A 22,607-nucleotide genomic window follows, 5' to 3' on the forward strand; every position below is an offset into this window, starting at 1 on the left:
CTATCGTGGTCGCCGTCGGCGATGGCCGCAATGACGATTCCCTGTCAGATCCGGACATGCGCTTCGGGCGTCCGATGCCCAAGGGCGGGTGCTGGACGGGCGGCGACGAAAGCACCGTACTGTCGGCGGAGGACGGTGGAGAGCGGGTGCGCCATCGCCCAACGCCGCGCCCGTCCATGGGCCCTGACGAGAGGATTGACATGCGGCTGCGCTGCGCCGTGCTCGACGACTTCCAGAACGCCGCCGGCACGATGGCCGACTGGAGCCCGGTCCAGGACCGGGTGGAGGTCGTGAGCTTCACCGAGCACTTCGCCACCGAGGACGAACTGGCCACCGCCCTCGCGGAGTTCGACATCGCGGTGACCCTGCGCGAGCGCATCCCGTTCCGCGCGTCGCTGCTCGACCGGCTGCCCCGGCTCACCCTGCTGATCGCCTCCGGCCTGCGCAACTCGGTGATCGACTACGCGGCCGCCGAGCGCAACGGCGTCACGGTCTGCGGGACGCAGAGCTCCTCCACCCCGCCCGTGGAGCTGACCTGGGCGCTGCTGCTGGGCCTGGCCCGCGGCATCGTCACCGAGAACAACGCGCTGCGGGCCGGCGGGCCCTGGCAGTCCACCGTCGGTGCCGATCTGGACGGCCGTCGGCTCGGGCTGCTCGGCCTCGGCAAGATCGGCAGCCGGGTGGCCCAGGTCGGCCTCGCCTTCGGCATGGAGGTCACGGCCTGGAGCCAGAACCTCACCGAGGAGCGGGCGGAGGCGGCCGGGGTCCAGCTCGCCGCGTCCAAGGAGGAACTGCTGGAGACCAGCGACTTCGTCTCCCTGCATCTGGTGCTCGGCGACCGCACCCGCGGCCTGCTGGGCGCCTCGGAGCTGGCCCTGATGAAGCCGACCGCCTACCTGGTGAACACCTCGCGGGCGGCCCTGGTCGACCAGGACGCCCTGCTCGCCGCCCTGCACGCGGGCAGCATCGCCGGAGCCGGTGTGGACGTCTTCGACATCGAGCCGCTGCCCGCCGACCACCCGGTGCGCACCGCGCCGCGACTGCTGGCCACCCCGCACCTGGGCTACGTCTCCCAGCGCAACTACCGCACCTACTACGGCCAGGCCGTCGAGAACATCGAGGCCTATCTGGCCGGCGCGCCGCTCCGCCGCCTCGGCTGAGCCTGCCTGCGTTGAGACTTGAGCCCTGGTCAGTACGTTTCGCGGTGCGGCAGAATGAGCGCGCGCTGGGGAGCGGCCTGACGTAGGGGAACATTCATGACCGTTTCGGTGACGCCCGACTGGCTCCGGCAGCGGGGAGCCGACTGCGACCGGTTCGCCGAGCAGTTGGGGCAGCAGCGGGGTCCGGGGCTGGCGGCGTGCGACGCGCTCAGCGGCGCGGCCGAGGGCTGGGAGTTCAAGGGGAGCCTGGACCAGCTGGCGGACCGCTGGGAGGACCTGAACAAGCTGCTGGAGCAGCGGATGTCCAAGGTGGCCGACAACTTCCGCGACAGCGGCGGGAATTGGGACGACCACGAGAACGGGATCGTGGAGTTCTTCCGCGGCCTGTTCGGCTGACGCGATCCGACGGGGAGCAGCAGAGATGGTGGACTTCAACGCGCTGGTCCGGCTCGACGTGGGGAGCGTGGACCGCTTCATCGGGGAGTGGCAGGCGATCATGACCCGGCTGGTCGAGACCCGTACGGGCTTCGAGGGCCAGGTGACGGCCCCGCTGGCAGCCGGTGGATGGACCGGCAAGGACGCCGAGGCGGCGGTGCAGCACTGCAGGCGGGTCGGGGGCAGCCTCGAGGCCGTCTCGAAGGAGGTCGAAGGGCTGGTCAGCTTCACCCGGAAGATGACCGACGGCGGCGAGGAGGGGCTCCAAGGGCTGCGCGAACTCAACCGCCGGGCCAAGGAGTTGGAGCGGCGGGCCGGAAGCCACGGGCTGGCCGTCGCGGCGGACGGCACGGTGTCCTCGACGGTGAGCCGGCCGTCCGACCCCAACCCCTCGGCGGAGACCGTCCGGGCGGAGGCCGAACGGGCCCAGTACGCCGCCCAGTTGCAGCAGGCGGCGCAGGAACTGCTGGAGAAGGCCCGGAAGGCCGACGAGTGGCTCGCGCTCAGCCTCAAGGTGGTGATCGGCACCGAGGACAACTTCGAGACCGAGAACCGGGCGTTCGACCAGTCCGCACCCGACCTGAGCGACTACACCACCGAGGGCAAACTCAAGGCCGTCGAGCTCGCCCTGCAGTACAAGATGGGGCTGCCGGACGCCGCCGACCTGCTGAACCACTGGCTGGGCGCCAGCGGCAAGCCCTACCAGGTCGACCCGGCCCGGATGATGCAGGACATGCCCAGCACCTTCGGCAACGACGTCAAGCTCAGACTGGCCGAACTGCACAAGCAGCACGACGGCTCGTTCAGCACGCCGTGGAAGCCCAGCGCGCCCGACACCGACAAGGACAAGGGCGGCCTCAACTGGTACTACGCGCTGAACCACTTCCAGTACCGCCTGGTGGGCGAGAAGCACCACGGCACCATCACCTACCGGGTCGAAGTGCAGAAACGCTACAACTGGGGCACCCCGAGCGAACACCGGCGTGACCTCGACAAGACCCCGCTGATCCACCTCGAACAGGCCGACATCGCCCACCTCCACTCCACCGGCCTCGCCCAGGACTTCGACGTCAAGGGCACCACCGGCCCCCTGACCTCCCCGGGCTGACCGGCCGCCTGACGAGGGCCCCGACCGCCGGGCGGTCGGGGCCTTCGTGCGATTCGAGGACCGACAGGGCGGTGCGCAGAGCTCGATTTTCCTACTTCTTTGATAATCTTGGGTCCATGACTGAGATCCCCTACGGCATCGGCGAGGGGCCGGCGACAAGGGTCAGCCTGTCCCTGCCTGAAGGTACGGCCGAGGCGATCCGCCAACGAGTGGGCAAGCGCGAGTTCTCGGCGTTCATTGCTGCGGCCGTCGAACGCGAGCTGCGTGGTCAGATCCTGGATGAGTACCTGGCTGACTATGAGCGCCGGAAGGGGCCGATCTCGGCAACGGAGCAGGATCGGGCACGTCAGGTCTTCGACGAGGTTTTCGCCGAGGAGGGCGGATGGCCCGTCGCAAGCTGAGCCACGAGGGCACCTTGGTGCTCGACTCCGAGGGTCTCTCCAAACTGCTCAACGACCATGAGCCCGCCGTCGCGCTGGTCGCGGAGGCCCGGAAGCGAGGCATGGAGGTGGCGATCAGCGCTATGACCATCATCGAGGCCGTGCACAGCCGTACCGACCAGGCACGTCTTCGATGGATTCTGTCCGGGCTGCGGATCGTTCAGGTGGGTGATGAGGAGGCCCGAGCGGCGTCCGCGATGCTGATCGCCGCAGGTCTTCACGGCCACAAGTACGCGATCGACGCGGCGGTGGCCGAGATGGCACTGCGGCAGCAGCGGCCGATCGTCCTGCTGACTTCGGACATCGACGACATGACCAAGCTCTGCGGTGATCGTGTGCGGCTCGTGGCTGTCTGAGCCCATCGAGGCTCGACGCACGGCCGTTCTCAGCCGTCGAATGCCGCCGCCATCTGGTCGAGGTCGGCGAGGAGTTGGGCGAGGCGTTGCTCCGGGACGGCGTCGGTCATGCGCTGGTCGATGGCGTAGACGACGGCGCGTGCCGCGGCGAGGCGGCGGTGGCCCTCTTCGGTGAGGTGGGCGGGCAGGGCGCGGCCGCGGTCGGTGGTGGCCGGTCGGGTGATGAGGCCGGCGTCTTGTAGTCCGCGCAGGACGACGTTCATGGACTGCCGTGTGACGAAGGTACGGCGGGCCAGTTCGGCGTTGGACAGGCCGGGGTGCTGGTCGAGGTGTTCGAGGCAGGCGTACTGCGGGACCGTCAGGTCGTGCTCGCGCAGTGCTCTCTCCATCGCGCCGCGCAGTGCGGCGGCGGCGCGCTTGAGGCGGTAGCCCAGGCGCTCGGTCACGTCGGCGGCCGGGGCCTGGCTGGAGGGTGTCCCATCGTGCCGCTGCCGGGCGTGGATCTCGACGCCGTCCAGCGACCGGGTCTCGGGGTCGCCCTGTGGTTCCGGGCCACTGGCGTGCAGGCGCTGCACGACCGGCTCCATGCCGCCGGGGTCCCCATCGTCAAGGCCCCCGAGGACGGTCCGTTCGGCAGGATGTTCACCTTCGTCGGCCCCGAGGGCTACGCCATCACCACCCACGAAGGCTGACCGGGCGGTACCCCAGCCGATGCACGGCCGGGGTACCTCCCGGGGATTGCCGCGGATCAGGCAGTCAGCGCTGCAGGGTGAGGACACCCGGCCGGTACGGCAGCTTGTCGTAGGGGCCGCCCGCGTTGGGGGCCTTGCCCTGGTAGAGGAACTGGAGGTTGCAGGGGTCGATGGTCATGGTCTGGTCGGGGTTGTTGCGGACCAGGTCGCCGTGGCTGATGTCGTTGGTCCAGGTGGCGCCGCTGTTGGCCTTGCCGGCGAAGGGGTTGTTCTCGGTGGCGGCCTGCGGGGTCCAGGAGCCGTTCAGGCTGGTGGCCGTGAACGAGCGGAAGTAGCGCTGCTCATTCGTACCCCGAGCCTCGACGATCATGAGGTACTGGTTCTGGCCCTTGACCTTGTAGACCTGCGGTGCCTCGAACAGGTTGGCCGTCGTGTCGGTCATGATCGTGGTGTAGGAGGAGCCGAAGCTGCCGGGGAAGTTCCCGATGGGCATGCTGGCGCGGTAGATGTTGCCGTTGTCGCCGGCGAAGAACAGGTACATGTTCTGGTCGTCGGCGATGAGGGTCTGGTCGATGGGGCCGGTGCCGGAGTTGGGGATGCTGCCGGTGAACAGCGGCTGCGGCGCGGACCAGCCGTTGGGGTTGGTGGGGTCACTGGAGGTGCGGTAGATGAACGGCCACGCGCCCCACTGGTAGGCCAGCACCCAGATGTTCTTGGGCGCGAAGTAGAACAGCGTGGGCGCCACCGCGCCCTGGCTCATCCCGGTCTGGGCGGTGGACGCCATGTCGGACCAGTTGGTGAAGGGGGCGAACGCCATCGACCCGTACGACGACCCGTTCACGTTCGACGCGTAGACCAGGTGCTTGCCGTTGTACACGGCGTTGGTGAAGTCCTTCACCGACGCCCAGCCGTTCGCGGGCTGCGCGAGTGCGCCGGTCGAGCTCCACCGGTACGTCGACGGAAGGGCACAGGCGCCGCCGGTGGAGGTCGGCGTCGGGGTCGGCGTCCCGGTCAGGCCGGTCCACTTCTGGTTGTCGGCGGTCCAGCAGGAGTACAGCTGGATCTTGGTCCCGTTGCCGGTGCCCGCGCCGACGGCGTCGAGGCACAGCCCGGACTGGACACCGGCGATCGTGCCGTTGGAGTTGACGGTCCACTGCTGACCGGCGCCACCGGTGCAGTCCCCGATGACCACCGCAGTGCTGTTGCCGGTGCCCTTGGCCTCCAGGCACTTGTTGCCGTAGACCATCAGCTGCTTGCCGGCGGTGTAGGCCCAGCGCTGGTTGGTCTGCCCGTTGCAGTCCCACAGCTGCGCCTGGGTGCCGTTGGTCTTGGAGAAGCCGTTGATGTCGATGCAACGGCCGGAGGCGACGCCCTTGATCTCCCCGCTCCCGCTCCCGCCGGTGCCGGTGCCGGGGGCGGCCTTGAGGGCGTTCATGACGGCGGTGTAGGCGGCCTTGGGCTTGCCGTTGTTGTCGAACAGCAGCGCGTTCTCGCCGCCGCGCCAGGAGTCGCTGTCCCGGATGCCCCACACCGTGATGCCGGTGCAACGGGCCACGGACAGGCAGGAGTTGACCGCGTTGGCGTAGTTGGTGGCCGACGCCTGGGCGATGTCCAGCTCGGTGATCTGGACATCGACGCCCAGGGCGGCGAAGTTGGACAGGGTGGTCTGGAAGTTGGACGGCTGGCCGGCGGCGCTGAAGTGGCTCTGGAAGCCGACGCAGTCGATCGGCACGCCGCGGGACTTGAAGTCCTTGACCATGCTGTAGACACCCTGGGTCTTGGCGTCCGACCAGTTCTCGATGTTGTAGTCGTTGTAGCAGAGCTTGGCTGCCGGGTCGGCCGACCGGGCGGTGCGGAACGCCTCCTCGATGAAGCCGTTGCCCAGCACGTTCTGGAACACCGAGCTGCGGTGCTTGCCGCTGCCACCGTCCTCGAACGCCTCGTTGACCACGTCCCAGGCGTAGATCTTGCCCTTGAAGTGGGTCATCTCGGTGGTGATGTGATTGTTCATCACGCTGCGCAGCGTGTTCGCGTCGCCGATCGAGCTGACCCAGGACGGGAGCTGCGAGTGCCAGACCGTGGTGTGGCCGCGCATGCGCTGCCCCTTTGCCACGGCACGGTTGACGATCTGGTCGGCGGCACCGAAGTTGAAGTTGCCGCGGGACGGCTCGATGGCGTCCCACTTCATCTCGTTCTCCGGGGTGATCATGTTGAACTCCCGGTCCGCGATCGCGGCGTACGTCGAGTCGCCGAGCCGGCCGGCGGCCACTGCGGTGCCGAAGTACCTGCCGGAGGGGGCCGCCTGCGTACTCAGGACCGCGGCTCCGGCGAAGTTGGGGAGGAGCGGCACGACACCGGCCACCACGGCGGCTGCCGACAGTCCTATCGTCCAGTTCCGGCGACGCCGGCTGAGCCGGTGCAGGCCCTTCAGGCGAGGCCGTTCCTGGGTACCGGTCACCTGGGGTTCATCGGTGTGTCGCGTCATTGAAGGCGCTTTCGTCAGGGGATACGTCAACGGAGGAAGCCGGGAAACCCGCCTCCTGAAGTGGAGGCTCCCGAACCTGCGGGCCCGTAACGAAAAATTTGTGCCGCCCTGATCACTGCTGGAGCGTCTTGGCCCCGCGTACGAAGAACGAAGCCTGGCCGGCGAAGGCCCGCGTGCCGTCGGAGCCGTCGAGCCAGATGCCACCGTCGCGGTGGCGGAGGACCGAGCCCGGATAGTTGTGCGCCCGCAGGGTCACCGAGTCGGCGACCGCCCCGGGCCGGGGACAGAAGGTGGCGTCCTCACGGAACAGTTCGCTGCCGTCGTCGGTGCTCAGCCGCAGCCGCAGGTCCCGATGGCGCAGATAACGGCCGTCGGCGGCGCGGAAGGTGACGCACCGTGGGTCGGCCACCCCCTCGACGACCGTGAAGGTGGCCCGCTGCCGGGTCTGCGCGTTGCTGGACGCGGAGACCGGGCCGAGCGTCGCGAAGTCGCCGGCATACGTGAGGTAGAGGTTGGGGTCGTCGACGGCCACCAGCGACTGCGCGCCCAGCGGAACGGTGGCCGCGACGGCGGACGGACTCACCGGGGCCGGTCCGGCCGAGGTGGGGGGAGCGGCGACGACACCCGGTGCCCGATGCTCCGGTTCGGGCCAGGCCGCGTAGGTGACGGTCCCGGCGACGAGCACCGCGCCGGTGGCGAGGCTCACCACCGGATGGGCGGTCAGCGCAGAGAACTTGCCGATCAGCGAACCGTGCAGAGCGCTTCCCCCTGTCGCCGTGCCGACGGCGCTCGCGGCCGTACCCGACAGCAGGCCCTTGGCGGCCAGCGCGGCGAAGAGTCCGGCCGGTACGGTCAGCGGCGCGAGGCTGAGGAGCAGTCGTTCGGCCGGTACCCGTTCCGCCGTCGTCGCCGCCATGCAGACCGGGCAGTCGCGGGTGTGCCGCGCGATCCGCTTGCGCCACACCGAGGCACGGCGGCCGTCCCAGCCGGCGACGGTCTCGTCCAACTGCGGACAGCGCGGATCGGCCTGCAGCGCGGCGTCGATCGTCCGGCTCAGTTCCAGCTGCTCGCGCATGCGTTGTACGCGTACCCCGACGTGAGCGACCGTCAGCCCCGTCGCGGCGGCGATCTCGTCACGGCTCAGTGAGCCGGCGCACTCCTGCCACCACAGCGACAGCAGCGCCTGATGGTCCGGGTCGAGCCACCGGCGGGCTTCGACGACTCGACGGCGCTCGTCCGACACGTGCAGCCGCAGGATCGTCACGTCCTCGGACTCGGCGCCGGCGTCCGGTAGCTGGCACGCCTCGTCGATGACCGTGGTCCGGTCGGCGCTGGCGCGTTGCCGGTGCCAGTGGGTGTTGATCTGCCGGAGCGTGATCGACACCAGCCAGGACCGGAAGCTCTCCGGGGCACGCAGGGCAGGCAGGTCGCGCACCACCCGCAGCAGGGTCTCCTGGACGACGTCGTCGACGTCGGCATGCCCGCCCAGCGCCCGCCCGACGATGTTGTAGAGCAACGGCAGGTACGCGGCGATCAGTTCCTCGCGCGCCCGGTCGTCACCGGCCTGCGCCGCGACGACCAGCTCCGCGTGGTCCGCATCCATGTGCCCCATCCCCCACCTCCGTCAGGCGAGCGATCCGCCGAGTACGGCGCCACACCCTAGCGTCGGCAAGGTACGCGGCCCAAGCCTGTGCCCAGCCAGGCGACGACGGCGACATCCTGCACGTGGCCACGATCGACGCCATGAGTCATGGGCTCGTCACCGCGCAGATGTGGACCGGGGGCGAGCCCGAGCGGGGTGTGCGCCGATCCCCCGGTCGCCGTTGGCCCGTCCGCCTCATACGGTCGTGTTCCGGGCAGGATCGTTGTCACAGGAGGCCACGATGGGGCAGTACCGCTGGGTTCTGGATACCCAGGATGACGATGGCCACTGGTCCCGGCAGGACGGTGCTCCCATGCAGAACCCGCTGGAGTACGACGGGCCGCCCCAGCGGGCGGCGAACCACCTGCGGGACGTGTTCGTGCGCACGCTCTCCCGGCCTGCTCCCAGCCCCCGGGCGGTCAGGATTCGCCTCTGGGAAGGGGCCGATGCTGTTGGCGAGCCGCAGGCCCAGACCGAGTGGTCACGCGAGTGACACACCCGGCCCCGGACGGACGGGGCGTCCGCCGGTTACGCGGATGCCGGCCAGGCGGCGGCCCGGCTTCGGGCGAGGTCCGCTCGCCCGTCGGCGTCACCGACGCCGTCGGAAGGTGCGACGGCCGACGGCAGGAAGTCGGAACCTGGCTGCGGCTGGGCCGCACCGCCGTCCGTCTCCGGAGCGAGCAGGGAGCTCGCGGTCCTGGTGTTCGCGGGGTCGGCGGCCTCGGTCATCAGCCGGGCGGCATCGGCGGTATCCGTCTGCGGCGGGACGACCAATAGGTTCAGCCGGTGCGGGGCGTACGAGCAGACCATGATCGTGTGCTCGTCCTGCTCGGTGGTGAACCAGCCGGCGTGGACGGTGTGCCCCGCGACCGGGATCCGCTGGGGGATGACCGGCCACTGGGCGGGGTTCACGGTGATCCGGGTGACCCGGCCCCACCGCTCGTCGAGCTCGGCGGCGAGGGAGGGGAGTTCGAGAAGAAGATCACGCGACCGGGGCCACCAGGCCCCGTCCAGCCGACCGGCCCGCGCGCCGTCGGGCGTCATGGAGAGCCGCACGGTGGATTCGGGTGCGGTCGGTGCCGTTGCACGATCGAGGATCACAGTCATGATCAAGGGCCTGTCTCCGGGACCGCCCCAGGGGCCGGGTCCGGGATCGCCATCCGCCGGAGACGACGCCAGTGTCCGGTGCCGGCATACGAAGTGCCTTCGGTGATGCCCAGGCTACTCTCGCGAGGGCGGCCGGCAGGGATGCCTGCGTATGGGGGACGGGCGTGCGAGCCGTCGACATGTCCCGGATCCGTTCCACTGTTCACCCTCCTGCGCGTTGTCCCTGGTCACGCGCGGTGTCTTTCGTCCCGCACGCGCACCGACGACTACCTTCCCTGCGGACGCCGAAAAATCTGTGCTGGCTGGAGTAGACATTGGCCTGGGGCGTGGTTAGTGTTTCTCTCGTAGCCAGCAGTCAGCGGTACCCGCCAGACACGAACTGGCGGGAGCAGTACCGGAAGTTCGCAGGTCGGCGCGGTTGTGGGGTTCTGAAGCCAGGGTTGGTGCAGGACGGCGACAGGACCGGCGACCGGGCCGGGCGGCCCGCAGTGATCAGGGGCTGCCGACCAGCGGTATCGCAGTTGGTACCGGTGAAGTTGAATCGCAGTCACCAGCGGTTGCAGTACGCAAGGTCTCAGCAAAGGCGCCGGACTGCGGGCGCGCGTGCCGGGAATCAGGCAGTACGTAGTACCAGCAGTTGGCAGTACCGAAATTCCAGCAGTTCGCAGGATGTCCGCAGAGGAAGAACGGAGGGCGCAAGCGCCATCAGGATCGCCCGGCCCGTGAGGCAGCAGTTTCGTCCGGGCGGACACCGCAGACCCCTCAAAGCACGAAGGACGGTGGTTTCCGGTCACGCATACGCGATCCCCGCAGTCCTCCTCCCCCGAGGAGTTGCGGACACAAGGACCGGCCCAGGGCCGGTAGATGGTGAAGTTCCCCTTCGGGGCCCCGGAGCCGCAATGGCGCCGGGGCCCCTCCACGCGTCCCCGAACCCCACATGAAGAGGTGCAGTGACCACGACCACCAACCGACCGGACACCCCAGACGCCGTCAGCTCCTTCGACGATGACGACTATCCCGCCTACACCATGGGCCGCGCCGCCGAGATGACCGGCACCACCGCCGGCTTCCTACGGGCCCTCGACGATCAGGGCCTCATCACCCCACTACGGTCCGAGGGCGGACACCGCCGCTTCTCCCGGTACCAACTGCGCATCGCGATGCGTGCCCGCGACCTCGTCGACCAGGGCACCCCGATCGAAGCCGCCTGCCGCATCGTCATCCTCGAAGACCAACTCGAAGAGGCCCTGCGCATCAACGAACAACTCCGCCGGTCGAACAACGACCCCCAGGCAGCCGCCGACACCTGACCGCCCGGCGCCGTCCGCCTGTCCGCGCGAGGCAGGGGTGTGCTGTTGTTTTCCTGCCCTGCCCTGCCCTGCCTCCGCAGACCCGCGGTGTCGGTGGTTCGGGCTTGCCGTCCTACGAGGCGAACAGGCCGATGGCGTGGCCGTCGTGGTCGATGACCGGCCATGCGTCGAGGCCGCGGGCGCGCATGGCGGCGACCGCCGAGGCCGCGGGCATGTCGGCGGTGGCGAACGGGGCACGGTCGTGGAGGATGTCGCGGACCGGGGTGCGTTCGGTGTACCAGGAGCGGGCCTGGAACGGTGCCAGGTGCAGGCGGGTGAGCAGGCCGGCGCAGCGGCCGTCCTCGTCACGGACCAGGAGGTGCTCCGCGCCTGAACTGAGCAGGACGTCCATCGCTGTGTCGGCCATGGCATCGTCACTGATCTGCAGCTCGGGGTGTTGCATGAGGTCGCCGACCGTGGCGGTGGCGACCGGCTGTTCGAGAGTGAGGCTCACGGGCGGGTTCCTTCGTGTCGGTCTCGTCGGTGACGACAGGTGCCCCGCTCCGCGTGGCGGAGCGGGGCACCTGTGCTCGGCTACGCGGCAAGGGCGATACGACTGGGCGCTGCGCGGCGGTTGTCGGCGGACTGAGTGCCGCGAACGGTGGTGGGGCGGCGGCGACGGTTGCGGTTCGAGGAGGCGCTGCGGCTCGGACGCTCGACGACGGGGGCGGCGATCACCGTGGGGATGCCGGTGGGGACCCGGGCGCCGGTGATGCGGGCCAGTTCCTCGTCGGTGGAGTGGACCCGGACGGAGGAGGCGGGGGTGATGGCGGCGGTGGTCAACATGCGGGCCATCTCGCGGCGCTGGTTGGGCAGCACCAGGGTGACGACGGTGCCGGACTCGCCGGCCCGGGCGGTGCGGCCGGCCCGGTGCAGGTAGTCCTTGTGGTCGTTCGGCGGGTCCAGGTTGACCACCAGGTCGAGTCCGTCGACGTGGATGCCGCGGGCGGCGACGTTGGTGGCGATCAGCGCGGTCACCTGGCCGTTGCGGAACTGCTCCAGGGTGCGGGTGCGCTCCGGCTGGGACTTGCCGCCGTGCAGGGCCGCGGCCTTCACCCCGTTGGCGAGCAGGTCCTGGACCAGGCGGTCCGCGCCGTGCTTGGTGTCGATGAACATGATCACCCCGCCGTCCCGGGAGGCGATGTGGGCGATCGTGGCGTTCTTGTCGGCGTGCTGGACCTGGAGCACGTGGTGCTCCATCGTGCTGACCGCTCCGGCGGACGGGTCGACCGAGTGGGTGACCGGGTCCTTGAGGAAGGTCCGCACCAGGCGGTCGACGTTGCGGTCCAGGGTGGCGGAGAACAGCATCGTCTGGCAGCCCTCGGCGACCTGCTGGAGGAGCTCGGTGACCTGCGGCAGGAAGCCCATGTCGGCCATCTGGTCGGCCTCGTCCAGCACGGTGATGCCGACGCCGTCCAGCTGGCAGTCGCCGCGCTGGATCAGGTCCTTGAGCCGGCCGGGGGTGGCGACGACGATCTCGGCGCCGCGGTTGAGCGCCTGTGCCTGGCGTCCGATCGACATCCCGCCGACCACGGCCGCCATCCGCAGCCGCACCGCATGGGCGTAGGGGGTGAGGGCTTCGGTGACCTGCTGGGCCAGCTCACGGGTGGGGACCAGGATCAGGGCCAGCGGGCGGCGGGGTTCGGCGCGCTGTCCGGCGGTGCGGGCCAGGACGGCGAGACCGAACGCGATGGTCTTGCCGGAGCCGGTGCGGCCCCGGCCCAGCACGTCGCGGCCGGCCAGCGAGTTGGGCAGCGTGGCGGCCTGGATCGGGAACGGCGAGGTGACGCCCTGGCGGGTCAGCACCGACAGCAGTGCCTTCGGCATGTCCAGCTCCTCGAAGGACTCGACCGGCGGCAGTGCCGGGGTGGTGCTCACCGGCATCGCGAACTCGCCCTGCGGGGACGAGTTCTGACGGCCGTTCCGGCCGGAGGAACGCCCGCCGCCGGCCGGGCGGTCGCCGTAGAAGGAGCTGCCGCCGGAGCGGGACCTGGAGCCGGCGCCGCCACCGGAGCGGGAGGACGCGGCGGAGCGGGAGCTGGCGTTCTGGTAGGAGGAGCGACTGGAGCGGTTCATGGGCAACCTTCCTGGGCGGCACGTCGCGCGGAGGCTCCGCAGCGCGGGGCGCCGGCAGGAGGTCACAGGGGAACGGGCCGAAAGTGTGGGGGAGCGGGGCGTGGACGGTGAAACCGTGCGGCACGTCACCTCAGGTCGGCGCTCACCGCAGAGGGCGGGAGCGAAGATCCTCGAACCGTGAGATCTCACGGCAGGGCACCGATCCGGACGCGGCGCTGTACTGCTCGCGTGGGGACGGCTGCCGGTGGCGGAGCCAGGGGGCCTGAACGGCCCGGGGTCGATCGTGGAGCAATGCCGAGGGGCCCGCACCGGGCGTGTACGCGGTGCGGGCCCCTCGCTGCCAGGCGGGTGCCGGGGCAGGAAAACTACAGCGGACGAATGTTCTCGGCCTGCGGGCCCTTCTGGCCCTGCGTGACGTCGAACTCGACCTTCTGGCCCTCGAGCAGCTCACGGAAGCCGTTGGCGTTGATGTTCGAGTAGTGGGCGAACACGTCAGGACCGCCACCCTCCTGCTCGATGAAGCCGAAGCCCTTTTCCGCGTTGAACCACTTCACAGTGCCATTAGCCATAAAAAATCTCCTTCAAAGGACAGTCCAAAACCCGCACAGTGCGGACTTCGAGTCGCCGTGACGAGCACCCACCCGGGGAAAGAGCCGGGAAACAAAAAATGCGCCTGCGACACATCAGCAGGCGCACACAAGGTTCATGGGGACCACTACTGCAACTACGACGACGATAGCAGGCCGGGGCTCACAATGGTGGGATATTTTGCCTTCGGTTTCTCGGTGGCTCACCTGGAGCGGCAGTCCGCCGCGCCGTCGCGTCCATCAACATGCCTTGCTGGCACGGTAGTTGGGCTTCATGCGCTGCCACTGCCGATGACTCCCCGGGGAGGGTGACTTGCGCGGTTGCGGAGCCCTGCCTCGCCGTGGCGGCCCCGCACGGGCGGCGTATCGCACTCCCGGCTCTCCGGTCCGGAGAATTCCGTACGGTGCGCACGGGGGTCCAGTCGGCCTGGAAGCTCGAATCCTTCGGAATTCCCGCTCTCGTACCTTCCGGCTCACGCTCGGCGAAATCTGGACCGGTCCGCTGTCCTTTGCCGGCCGGTCCCTTCGAGGGGCGGAGCAGAACACCGCGCAAGCACTTCGCCGTCGGACCGGGCTCAGGACGCCGTACGAGGCCCAGGCTTCCGGCCGGGGCCAGGACTGAGGGGGACGGTACGACGAAGGCCCCGACCGCTGGGCGGTCGGGGCCTTCGTACAGGCGGAGGATACGAGATTCGAACTCGTGCGGGTTTTATCCCAACACGCTTTCCAATTCTCCCGAACGCCGTCCGCCGGGATCCGTACCCGTTCTGAGCTGCGGCGGAGCAAGTCGCCGCTGGAGCGTTGAGCCGGGCTGGACGGGGGTGAATGAGACCAGAACTGAGACCAGAGCTGCCACGGTGGCCCAGCGCGTTGTATGGCCCGGCGACGGGCGAAGTGAGGCCTGGGCGTCAGAGCCAGCCCTTGTGGGCGGCTTTGATGCCTGCTTCGAAGCGGCTGGCGGCACCGAGGCGTTCCATGATGGACGCCATGTGGCGGCCGACGGTGCGGGAGGAGATGCCCAGGCGCTGTCCTGCCGCGTCGTCGGTGAGTCCTGTGCCGAGCAGGCGCAGCAGCTCGCGTTCGGTGGGGGTGAGTCCGGTGGCCGGGTCGTCGGGCTGGGCTGCGCCGAGCGGGACGGCGGTGTTCCAGGCTTGCTCGAAGAGGTCGAGCAGGGCGTGGAGGATGCCGGGCTCTGTGACGTGAAGCGCGCCTTTGCGGTTGTCGGCGGGGTCGATGGGGACGAGGGCCTGGGCACGGTCGACGATGACCATGCGCTGGGGGATCGCCGGCGCGGTACGGACCTCGCTGCCCTGACTGAGCAGCCAGTGGGCGTAGGTGGTGACGTGGGGCTGGTGGCGGGTGGAGTCCTGATAGAGGGTGCGCATGGTGACGCCACGGGCCAGGACCTTGGCGTCCGCGGGGCGGCTGGCGGTGAGATCCTCCGGGCGCTGGTTGCCGGGCTGGCTGCTGAGGACCTCGCTGGTGGTGGAGTGGCCCATCTGTTCGAGGCGGGCGTGGATCGCGTCCATGCCCAGGAGGTGTTCGCCATGGGTGGCGCGGTGTTCGGCGCGGTCGGCGACCATGCGGGTGACGGCGGCGCGGGAGGCGGCGAGGCGGGCCTGGCGGGCCGCGAGTTCGGCTTCCTGGCGGGCGAGCATGTCGGCGAGGCCGACCTCGGGGTCGATGGCGCGCATCCGTCCGGGATGGTCGGCGGACGCGCGCACCAGCATGAGGCCGGCGAGCTCGTCGAGGTGGTCGTGGACCTGCGTGGGAGAAAGGGCGCACTGCGCGGCGATCTCATCCACGCCGTGTCCGGGGTGGTCGAGCATGGCCCGGTAGACCACAGCCCCCGTGGCCGACAGGCCCAGTGCCTCCAACATGACGATCCCCCCGGTGTCGTGGTCCCACCGCCGGAATGTGGCGATGACATGCGCATCCTTCCAGGGCGACGGAACCGCTTCAAGATCCGTTAAGCGCCCTTCGTTGCAGCTCGCGGCATATGCCGGGCAACTCTGCGCCTCCACATCACTCCGGCCGCCCCACGCCTGAAAGGACGTGGCATGGACATGGTTGGCTGTCTGGAGTCGGACTGTCCGGTTGGCGACAGCCGTAGGCCCTTTCCAGGGGTACCGGTGGGCGGCGAAGCTATTGATCGCCGGCAGGGAAGCAACCCGAACGGCAGCCGGACGAGGCGTCAACCGCGGGACGCACGCCGGAAATCTCCCTCGCCATCCCGACAGAGCAAAGGACCACTCCCGTGATCAGCACCCGTATTGCCCAGGCCGCCGCGGTCCTCGCCGTCGCCCTGAGTGCACTCGTCGTCGCACCCGCCGCCGTCGCCGTCACGGCCGCGCCGGTCCCGGTCACCGTCCAGAGCTCCGACAGCCTCGGCTGGGGTGGCTGAGCCACCGGTGGAGATCGTCTACACCAGCCTGCACCGCCGACACCCCGCCGTGGCACCAGCGCCCGGCGAAGCGGCCGAAGTCCTCGGCGCCGTGTGGGCGCACGCCCTTCCCGACGACGGACTCCAGCACGTATCCGCCCGCAGTGAGGACAACCGCATCGACCTCCTGCTCTACCTCCTCACCTCCGATCCGGACACCCCTGGCACGCACTGCCCTCTCCAGCGAGCCACCGCCCTGATCGCCCGCAGCCACCAGGCCTCACCTTCGCTGCGGCACCAGTTCCTGTTGCCGGACCCCTCCGCCTGACCCCGGTCCGGCGCTCGTCCGACAGCCTGGTCACAGCCTCCGCGTGAACACTCCGCGCACTCGCACGTCACTCCACGGCACCCGCGTGCCGTCCCGCAACGGCACCCGTGTGCCCTCCCACAGGAGAATCCCCATGTCCAAGCCCGCTATCCGCCGCATCGCCGCCCTCGCCACCGCCTCCGCCTTCCTGCCCGTCTCGATGGTGCTCGGCGCGCAGAGCGCCTCGGCGTCGGTCGGCTCGTCGATCGTCAACATCGCCCAGGCCAACATCGGCGACGGCGCCTGCTCCACCAACAGCGCGGGCGGCACGGGCTTCTACAGCAGTTGCACCGGCGACGCCGGCTCGCCCGAGAACTGGTGCGCGGACTTCGCCAAGTGGGTCTGGTCGCAGAGCGGCGTCAACGTCACCGGCCTGACCGCCGGCGCGGGCAGCTTCGCCCAGTACAACGGCGGTCTGCACAGCACCCCGCACGTCGGTGACGCCGTGGTGTTCAACTACGCCGCCGGCTGGGCCTCCCACGTCGCGATCGTGGCCTCGGTCAACACCGACGGCACCATCACCACCATCGGCGGCAACGAAGGCGGCATCAGGGGCACCTATGCCTCGACCTCGCACGTCCGCCAGTCCTCGAAGTTCAGCGGCGCGGTCGGCTACAGCTCCTACTACGGCATGCGCATCAGCGGTTACGCCTCGCCCATCGGCGGCAGCGACAACACCGCGCCCACGACGCCGCCCGCCGCGACCGTTCCCACCACCGCCCACCTGTTCGCCCTCGGCTCGGACAACCGCATCTACAACGACGAGGGCGACTACGCGGCCGGCAAGTGGAGCGGCTACGACATGGTGGACAACACCGCCGGCTTCAAGAAGACCGCCGCCGCGACCGTCGGCACGACCGTGCACCTGTTCGCGATCGGTTCGGACGACCGCGTCTACAGCAACGACGGCAACTACGCCGCCGGCAGCTGGAACGGCTACAAGCTGGTGGACAACGCCGCCGGCTTCAAGCAGATCACCACCGCCGTCACGGGCAACACCGTGCACCTGTACGCCATCGGCTCCGACGACCGCGTCTACAGCAACGACGGCGACTACACCACCGGCAGCTGGAGCGGCTTCAAGCTGGTGGACAACACCGCCGGCTTCAAGCAGATCACCGCAGCCGCCACCGGCAACACCGTCCACCTGTACGCGATCGGCTCCGACGACCGCGTCTACGGCGACAACGGCGACTACGCCACCGGTAGCTGGAGCGGCTTCAGCCAGGTGGACAGCACCGCCGGCTTCAGCCAGATCACGGCCTCGGCCACCGGAAACACCGTCCGCCTTTTCGCCATCGGCTCCGACAAGCGGATCTACGGCGACAACGGCGACTACTCCGCCGGCAAGTGGAGCGGCTTCAGCCAGGTGGACAACGCCGCCGGCTTCAACCAGATCGCCTCCGTCGCCCTCGGCAACACCGTGCACCTGTACGCGATCGGTGCGGACAACCGCGTCTACGACAACGCCGGCAACTACACCGCCGGCAGCTGGAGCGGCTTCAGCCAGGTGGACAACACCGCCGGCTTCCAGCAGATCACCGTGGCGCCCGGCGCCTGACCGCGAAGTGCCGAACCTGCCCGCCGACGGCTCGACCGAGCCGTCGGCGGGCAGGTGCCCATCCCGGCCGAACCTGGAGATCCCGTGAACCGCTTCACCACCCTCGGCGCCGCCGCCGCTCTGCTGCTGGCGGCCGGAGCCACCGCCACCCCGGCAACGGCCGCCGCCGCCGACGCTGCCGCCGCCGCAGTCGCACCGCGGACCGTCCGGGTCATGCCGTTGGGCGACTCGATCACCTACGGTCAGGGCAGCTGCACCGGCGGGGGCTACCGGCTGCCGCTGCGGAACCTGGTCGCCGGCCAGAACCGCTACGCCGTGGACTTCGTCGGTGCCCAGCAGCGCGGCATGATGGCCGACCCGGACCACGAGGGCCACCCCGGCTCCACCATCGAGCAGATCCGCAACGGGGTCGACAGTTGGCTCTCGGCCGCCCAGCCCGATGCCGTCCTTCTGCACATCGGCATCAACGACCTCAACCAGAACCTCGACGTGACCCACGCCGCAGACCGCGCGACGCTCCTCGTCGACCAGATCTTCGCCGACCGGCCGGGTGTCACGGTCATCATGCAGGGCCTCGTCCCGACCACGCCCGGCTGGAGCTACCAGGGCCTGACCGAGTCGGTCGCCCAATACAACAGCCGACTCAAGCAGCTGGAGACCGTCGAACAGCTGGCCGGCCGGCACTTCGAGTTCGTCGATGCACCTGCGCTGACTCCCACCAACCAGGCGGACGCGGCCCACCCGGCACAGATGGCCGACGGCCTCCACCCGAACGACCCCGGCTACGCCCGGCTGGCGCAGAACTTCTTCACCCCGCTGGACCAGGCCTACACCGCGGGCTGGTTCACCGGGAGCTCCTCGCCGTCGAACCCGCCGCTGCCGCCGAACACCGTCCACCTGGTGAACATCACGTCCGGCTCCGGTCTGAAGAACGCCGAGGGCAACTACTCGGCGGTGGGCTGGAGCGGCTGGAGCGACCTGGACGCGAGGGGGATCAAGGAGGTGGCCGCCGCCGCGACCGGTCGGGTGAACCACGTCTACGCGATCGACGGTGACGGGCGGATCCACGAGAAGGACGTCGACTACGCCACCGGAACCCAGTCGGGCTGGTTCCCGCTGACCGGTGCCCCGGTCGCCGCCGCTGCCATCACCGCCTCATCCTGCGGCAGCACTGTCCACCTGGCCGTCATCGGCACCGATGGACACCTCTACAACTCCGACGGCGACTACAACGGCGGCGGCTGGAACGGCTGGACCGACCACGGCGGCACCGACCTCAAGCGACTGGCCAGCGCGGCAACCACCGACAACGTCAACCACCTCTTCGCCATCGACGGCAACAGCCGGCTCCAGGAACTCGACGCTGACTACAACACCGGCGCGTGGAACCGCTGGACGCCGGCCGGCCCGGTCGGCGGCAGCACCGCTACGGACGTGACCGCCTCGGCGAGCGGCGACACCGTCCACCTGGGCGTCATCCGCACGGACGGCAACTGGTACAACGCCGAAGGCAACTTCGCCAAGGGCACCTGGACCTCGTGGACGAACATGGGTGGCAACGGACTCAAGCGCATCGCCAGCGCTGCCGCCAACAACGTCAACCACGTCTTCGCCGTCGACCGCGACAACCGCATCGTCGAACGCGACGGTGACTACAACACCGGGAACTGGACCGGCTGGGCCGAACCGGCCGGCGGCGCCGACTCCCTCGGCATCACCGCCTCCTTCACCAGCTGAACCGAGGGGCCGTGAACGACGAAGGCCCCGACCGCTGGGCGGTCGGGGCCTTCGTGAAGGCGGAGGATACGAGATTCGAACTCGTGAGGGTTTTATCCCAACACGCTTTCCAAGCGTGCGCCCTAGGCCACTAGGCGAATCCTCCGTGGGAGAGCTTAGTACATGTTCGGGGGTGCTCGCGACCACCCATCCGCAGGTGGGTGGGGGTGGTCGCCTGCGGATCGTGGAGGTGGGGTGGCGGTACAGCTTGGGTCGCGGATCCGCTACTCTTGGGGCAGCCCCTCGTGTGGCGTTATCTCTCTGAACTCCCCCAGGGCCGGAAGGCAGCAAGGGTAGGAGGGCTCTGGCGGGTACACGAGGGGTCCTTGCGTTTCCGGGGCGGCCGCGTTTGTCCGTGCGTCCCGATATCGTCGGGGGTGTGTCCCTAGCCCTGTACCGCCGCTATCGCCCCGAGACTTTCGCCGAGGTCATCGGGCAGGAGCACGTGACCGCTCCGCTCCAGCAGGCCCTGCGCAACAACAGGGTCAACCACGCCTACCTGTTCAGCGGCCCGCGCGGGTGCGGGAAGACGACGAGTGCCCGCATCCTGGCCCGCTGTCTGAACTGTGCGCAGGGCCCGACGCCCACTCCCTGTGGTGAGTGCCAGTCCTGTACGGACCTGGCGACCGGGGGGCCGGGTTCGATCGACGTGATCGAGATCGACGCCGCCTCGCACGGTGGTGTGGACGACGCGCGTGAGCTGCGGGAGCGGGCGTTCTTCGCGCCGGTGCACAGCAGGTACAAGATCTTCATCCTGGACGAGGCGCACATGGTGACCCCGGCCGGCTTCAACGCGCTGCTGAAGGTGGTGGAGGAGCCGCCGGAGCACCTCAAGTTCATCTTCGCGACGACCGAGCCGGAGAAGGTGATCGGGACGATCCGGTCCCGGACGCACCACTACCCCTTCCGGCTGGTGCCGCCCGGCACGCTGCGGGACTACCTGGCGCAGGTGTGCGGGCGGGAGCAGATCGCGGTCGAGGACTCGGTCTTCCCGCTGGTGGTCCGGTCCGGGGCCGGTTCGGTCCGGGATTCGATGTCGGTGATGGACCAGCTGCTCGCCGGGGCCGGCGAGGGCGGCGTCACGTACGCGATGGCCACCGCGCTGCTCGGGTACACCGACTCGGCGCTGCTGGACGAGGTGGTGGACGCGTTCGCCGCGCACGACGGGGCGACGGTGTTCCAGGTGGTCGATCGGGTGGTCGAGGGGGGCCACGACCCGCGCCGGTTCGTCACCGATCTGCTGGAGCGGCTGCGTGACCTGGTCATCCTGGCCACCGTGCCGGACGCGGGGGAGAAGGGGTTGATCGACGCCCCCGCCGACCGGGTCGCGATCATGCAGGCCCAGGCGGACCGGTTCGGTCCCGCTGATCTGAGCCGGGCGGCCGACCTGGTCAACACCGGGCTGACCGAGATGCGCGGGAACTCCGCGCCGAGGCTGCAGCTGGAGCTGATCTGCGCCCGGGTGATGCTGCCCGGCGCGTACGGGGACGAGCTGTCGCTGCAGGCCCGGCTGGACAAGCTGGAGCGCCGGGCGGCCACGGGCGGGTTCGCCGCCCCGACGGCCCAGGTGGCCCCGATGGCTCAGATGGCTCCGGCCGCCCAGCAGATCCAGCAGGCTCCGCCGATGCAGGTGGCGCAGTCCGCCCCGGTGGCCCAGCCGGCCGCGCCCGAGCCGGTTCAGCCGTCGCCCGCCCCGCCGGTGGAGGTGACGCCGAGTCAGCCCGCCGCCGCGCCCGGCGCGTGGCCGATCCCGCGCAGCTTCCCGTCCGCCGGTGCCCCGGCGCAGGCTCCCCCGGCGCCCGCCCCGGTCGCCGCGCCGGTGCCCACTCCCGCTCCCGCTCCGCAGGCCGCACCCGCCCCGCAGGTGACGGGCGGTCAGCCCTCGGTCTCCGCCCAGCAGGGCGCGGGCCAGGTCCGGCAGCTCTGGCCGCAGATCCTGGAGGCGGTGAAGAACCGCCGCCGTTTCACCTGGATCCTGCTCAGCCAGAACGGCCAGGTGGCGGGCTTCGACGGCAGCACGCTCCAGGTCTCGTTCATCAACGCGGGTGCCCGCGACAGCTTCGTCGGCAGCAACAGCGACGACGTGCTGAAGCAGGCGCTGGCCGACTCCCTCGGGGTGGACTGGCGGGTCGAGTGCATCGTCGACCCGTCCGGCGGCACCAGCGGTGGCGTGGCGGCCGGTGGCGGCACCCCGCCGACGGCCGGCGGCTGGGGCGCCCCGCAGCAGCAGAGTCAGCAGCCGCAGCAGCCCGTCCGGCCCGCGCCGATGCAGCCGGTGCAGCCGGTGCAGGCCGCCCCGCCGCAGGCCCAGCCGACCGCGCCCCCGTTCCAGGCGGCGGCCCCGTCGGCGCAGCCCCAGGCACCCGCGCCCGCCCAGCGGCCCGCGCCGGTCCACGCGCCCGCCCCGGTCGAGGGGCCGCCGGCGGACGAGTACCCGCCGGACGACTACGACCTGGAGGGCGACGCCAGCTTCACCGGCCCCTCGCCCACCCAGGTCGACCAGGGGGCGAACAGCCAGGAGCTGATCGTCCGTGAGCTGGGGGCCACGGTCCTGGAGGAGATTCACCACAACCGCTGAGCCCCGGCGACGTAGGCTCGGACCGGACGATTTCCGCAGTAGTACAGGTACAGGAGTGAGCCGTGTTCCCTGGTGGTGGCCAGCCCAATATGCAGCAGCTGCTGAAGCAGGCGCAGAAGATGCAGGAGGAGCTCGCCAAGGCGCAGCGCGAGCTGGCCGAGGCGCACGTCGCCGGTTCGGCGGGCGGCGGTCTGGTCGAGGTGACGGTGACCGGCGCGGGTGAGCTGGTGTCGCTGACCATCGCGCCGGCCGCGGTCGACCCGGAGGACACCGAGACGCTGGCCGACCTGATCCTGGCCGCGGTCCGGGACGCCAACGCGACGGCGCAGAAGATGCAGGCCGAGCGGATGGGCCCGCTGGCCCAGGGCCTCGGCGGCGGTATCCCGGGCCTTCCGTTCTGACGGAAAGTTCACGGAGCGAGATTTATGGTGAGTCGGGCGTCGGACGGTGTGTCCGGCGCCCGATTCGTTGGATGATGGCACCGGAGCCGACGGCACCGCCGGCG

General features: G+C 70.0%; 22 protein-coding genes, 1 tRNA gene and 1 other RNA gene. 15 read left to right on the plus strand and 9 right to left on the minus strand.

Annotated features, from left to right (window positions below; genetic code table 11):
* Window positions 1–200 precede the first annotated feature (200 nt).
* The 5 genes from F4556_RS18570 (at window position 201) to F4556_RS18590 (ending at window position 3,499) form a co-directional block, all read left to right on the plus strand.
* Window positions 201–1,160 carry a D-2-hydroxyacid dehydrogenase family protein gene (locus F4556_RS18570; protein WP_184917256.1) on the plus strand — a complete coding sequence of 320 codons (960 nt, stop codon included), beginning with the start codon at window positions 201–203 and terminating at the stop codon, window positions 1,158–1,160.
* A 96-nt stretch (window positions 1,161–1,256) separates the two neighbouring features.
* Window positions 1,257–1,556, plus strand: coding sequence for a hypothetical protein (locus F4556_RS18575; RefSeq protein WP_184917259.1), 300 nt, complete (start codon window positions 1,257–1,259; stop codon window positions 1,554–1,556).
* A gap of 25 nt (window positions 1,557–1,581) precedes the next feature.
* The gene (locus F4556_RS18580; protein WP_184917262.1) at window positions 1,582–2,703 is read left to right on the plus strand and encodes a hypothetical protein; all 1,122 of its coding nucleotides are present in this window, start codon (window positions 1,582–1,584) and stop codon (window positions 2,701–2,703) included.
* 116 nt (window positions 2,704–2,819) lie between these two features.
* On the plus strand, window positions 2,820–3,104 hold the full coding sequence (locus F4556_RS18585) for a hypothetical protein (RefSeq protein WP_184917265.1): 285 nt from the start codon (window positions 2,820–2,822) through the stop codon (window positions 3,102–3,104).
* Window positions 3,086–3,499 (plus strand): PIN domain-containing protein, encoded by a 414-nt coding sequence (locus tag F4556_RS18590; protein WP_184917268.1) that lies wholly within the window; start codon window positions 3,086–3,088, stop codon window positions 3,497–3,499. The genes F4556_RS18585 and F4556_RS18590 overlap by 19 nt, the downstream gene beginning before the upstream one ends.
* A gap of 29 nt (window positions 3,500–3,528) precedes the next feature.
* Here F4556_RS18590 and F4556_RS38285 read toward each other — a convergent pair whose 3' ends face one another.
* Complete coding sequence (locus F4556_RS38285) at window positions 3,529–3,945, minus strand: MarR family winged helix-turn-helix transcriptional regulator (RefSeq protein WP_313068356.1); 417 nt, start codon at window positions 3,943–3,945, stop codon at window positions 3,529–3,531.
* Window positions 3,946–4,059: 114 nt separating this feature from the next.
* Here F4556_RS38285 and F4556_RS39735 point away from each other — a divergent pair, with 114 nt between their 5' ends.
* Window positions 4,060–4,191: a VOC family protein gene (locus F4556_RS39735; protein ID WP_376775722.1), complete on the plus strand. Its 132-nt coding sequence runs from the start codon at window positions 4,060–4,062 to the stop codon at window positions 4,189–4,191.
* Window positions 4,192–4,255: 64 nt separating this feature from the next.
* Here the strand turns inward: F4556_RS39735 and F4556_RS18605 are convergent, their stop codons facing one another.
* Window positions 4,256–6,622, minus strand: a complete 2,367-nt coding sequence (locus tag F4556_RS18605; RefSeq protein ID WP_184924789.1) for a non-reducing end alpha-L-arabinofuranosidase family hydrolase — start codon at window positions 6,620–6,622, stop codon at window positions 4,256–4,258.
* Between the two features lie 166 nt (window positions 6,623–6,788).
* On the minus strand, window positions 6,789–8,279 hold the full coding sequence (locus F4556_RS18610) for a sigma-70 family RNA polymerase sigma factor (RefSeq protein WP_184917274.1): 1,491 nt from the start codon (window positions 8,277–8,279) through the stop codon (window positions 6,789–6,791).
* Window positions 8,280–8,631: 352 nt separating this feature from the next.
* Between F4556_RS18610 and F4556_RS18615 the strand changes: the two genes are divergently transcribed.
* Window positions 8,632–8,811, plus strand: a complete 180-nt coding sequence (locus F4556_RS18615) for a hypothetical protein (RefSeq protein WP_184917277.1) — start codon at window positions 8,632–8,634, stop codon at window positions 8,809–8,811.
* A gap of 35 nt (window positions 8,812–8,846) precedes the next feature.
* Here F4556_RS18615 and F4556_RS18620 read toward each other — a convergent pair whose 3' ends face one another.
* Complete coding sequence (locus F4556_RS18620) at window positions 8,847–9,425, minus strand: DUF5994 family protein (protein WP_184917280.1); 579 nt, start codon at window positions 9,423–9,425, stop codon at window positions 8,847–8,849.
* Window positions 9,426–10,453: 1,028 nt separating this feature from the next.
* Here F4556_RS18620 and F4556_RS18625 point away from each other — a divergent pair.
* Complete coding sequence (locus F4556_RS18625; RefSeq protein ID WP_184924792.1) at window positions 10,454–10,735, plus strand: helix-turn-helix domain-containing protein; 282 nt, start codon at window positions 10,454–10,456, stop codon at window positions 10,733–10,735.
* 112 nt (window positions 10,736–10,847) lie between these two features.
* On the opposite strand, the gene F4556_RS18630 is transcribed toward F4556_RS18625, so the two are convergent.
* The 4 genes from F4556_RS18630 to F4556_RS18645 form a co-directional block, all read right to left on the minus strand.
* Entirely contained in the window at window positions 10,848–11,228 is a 381-nt protein-coding gene (locus F4556_RS18630; protein ID WP_184917283.1) for a CBS domain-containing protein, read from the minus strand.
* Window positions 11,229–11,308: 80 nt separating this feature from the next.
* The gene (locus F4556_RS18635; protein WP_184917286.1) at window positions 11,309–12,850 is read right to left on the minus strand and encodes a DEAD/DEAH box helicase; all 1,542 of its coding nucleotides are present in this window, start codon (window positions 12,848–12,850) and stop codon (window positions 11,309–11,311) included.
* A 365-nt stretch (window positions 12,851–13,215) separates the two neighbouring features.
* A complete protein-coding gene (locus F4556_RS18640) occupies window positions 13,216–13,419 on the minus strand; it encodes a cold-shock protein (protein ID WP_030918248.1) in 204 nt (67 codons plus the stop codon).
* 926 nt (window positions 13,420–14,345) lie between these two features.
* Window positions 14,346–15,317, minus strand: a complete 972-nt coding sequence (locus F4556_RS18645) for a LuxR C-terminal-related transcriptional regulator (protein WP_184917289.1) — start codon at window positions 15,315–15,317, stop codon at window positions 14,346–14,348.
* 377 nt (window positions 15,318–15,694) lie between these two features.
* On the opposite strand from F4556_RS18645, the gene F4556_RS18650 reads away from it, so the two are divergent.
* From F4556_RS18650 to F4556_RS18665, 4 genes are all read left to right on the plus strand, one after another.
* On the plus strand, window positions 15,695–15,841 hold the full coding sequence (locus F4556_RS18650) for a hypothetical protein (RefSeq protein ID WP_184917292.1): 147 nt from the start codon (window positions 15,695–15,697) through the stop codon (window positions 15,839–15,841).
* Complete coding sequence (locus F4556_RS18655; RefSeq protein ID WP_184917295.1) at window positions 15,834–16,148, plus strand: hypothetical protein; 315 nt, start codon at window positions 15,834–15,836, stop codon at window positions 16,146–16,148. Before F4556_RS18650 ends, F4556_RS18655 begins: the two co-directional genes overlap by 8 nt.
* A gap of 133 nt (window positions 16,149–16,281) precedes the next feature.
* A complete protein-coding gene (locus tag F4556_RS38290; RefSeq protein ID WP_246511043.1) occupies window positions 16,282–17,748 on the plus strand; it encodes a CHAP domain-containing protein in 1,467 nt (488 codons plus the stop codon).
* An 84-nt stretch (window positions 17,749–17,832) separates the two neighbouring features.
* Window positions 17,833–19,485, plus strand: coding sequence for a GDSL-type esterase/lipase family protein (locus F4556_RS18665; RefSeq protein ID WP_184917298.1), 1,653 nt, complete (start codon window positions 17,833–17,835; stop codon window positions 19,483–19,485).
* A gap of 60 nt (window positions 19,486–19,545) precedes the next feature.
* Here the strand turns inward: F4556_RS18665 and F4556_RS18670 are convergent.
* A tRNA-Ser gene (locus F4556_RS18670) sits at window positions 19,546–19,630 on the minus strand.
* A gap of 128 nt (window positions 19,631–19,758) precedes the next feature.
* Between F4556_RS18670 and ffs the strand changes: the two genes are divergently transcribed.
* The 3 genes from ffs (at window position 19,759) to F4556_RS18685 (ending at window position 22,503) form a co-directional block, all read left to right on the plus strand.
* An RNA gene (gene ffs / locus F4556_RS18675) (signal recognition particle sRNA small type) lies at window positions 19,759–19,855 on the plus strand.
* Window positions 19,856–19,903: 48 nt separating this feature from the next.
* A complete protein-coding gene (locus F4556_RS18680) occupies window positions 19,904–22,102 on the plus strand; it encodes a DNA polymerase III subunit gamma and tau (protein WP_184917300.1) in 2,199 nt (732 codons plus the stop codon).
* 62 nt (window positions 22,103–22,164) lie between these two features.
* The gene (locus tag F4556_RS18685; RefSeq protein ID WP_184917303.1) at window positions 22,165–22,503 is read left to right on the plus strand and encodes a YbaB/EbfC family nucleoid-associated protein; all 339 of its coding nucleotides are present in this window, start codon (window positions 22,165–22,167) and stop codon (window positions 22,501–22,503) included.
* The last annotated feature ends 104 nt before the right edge of the window (window positions 22,504–22,607 follow it).

Source organism: Kitasatospora gansuensis (genome assembly GCF_014203705.1).
In the GTDB taxonomy this organism is placed as follows: Bacteria; Actinomycetota; Actinomycetes; order Streptomycetales; family Streptomycetaceae; genus Kitasatospora; species Kitasatospora gansuensis.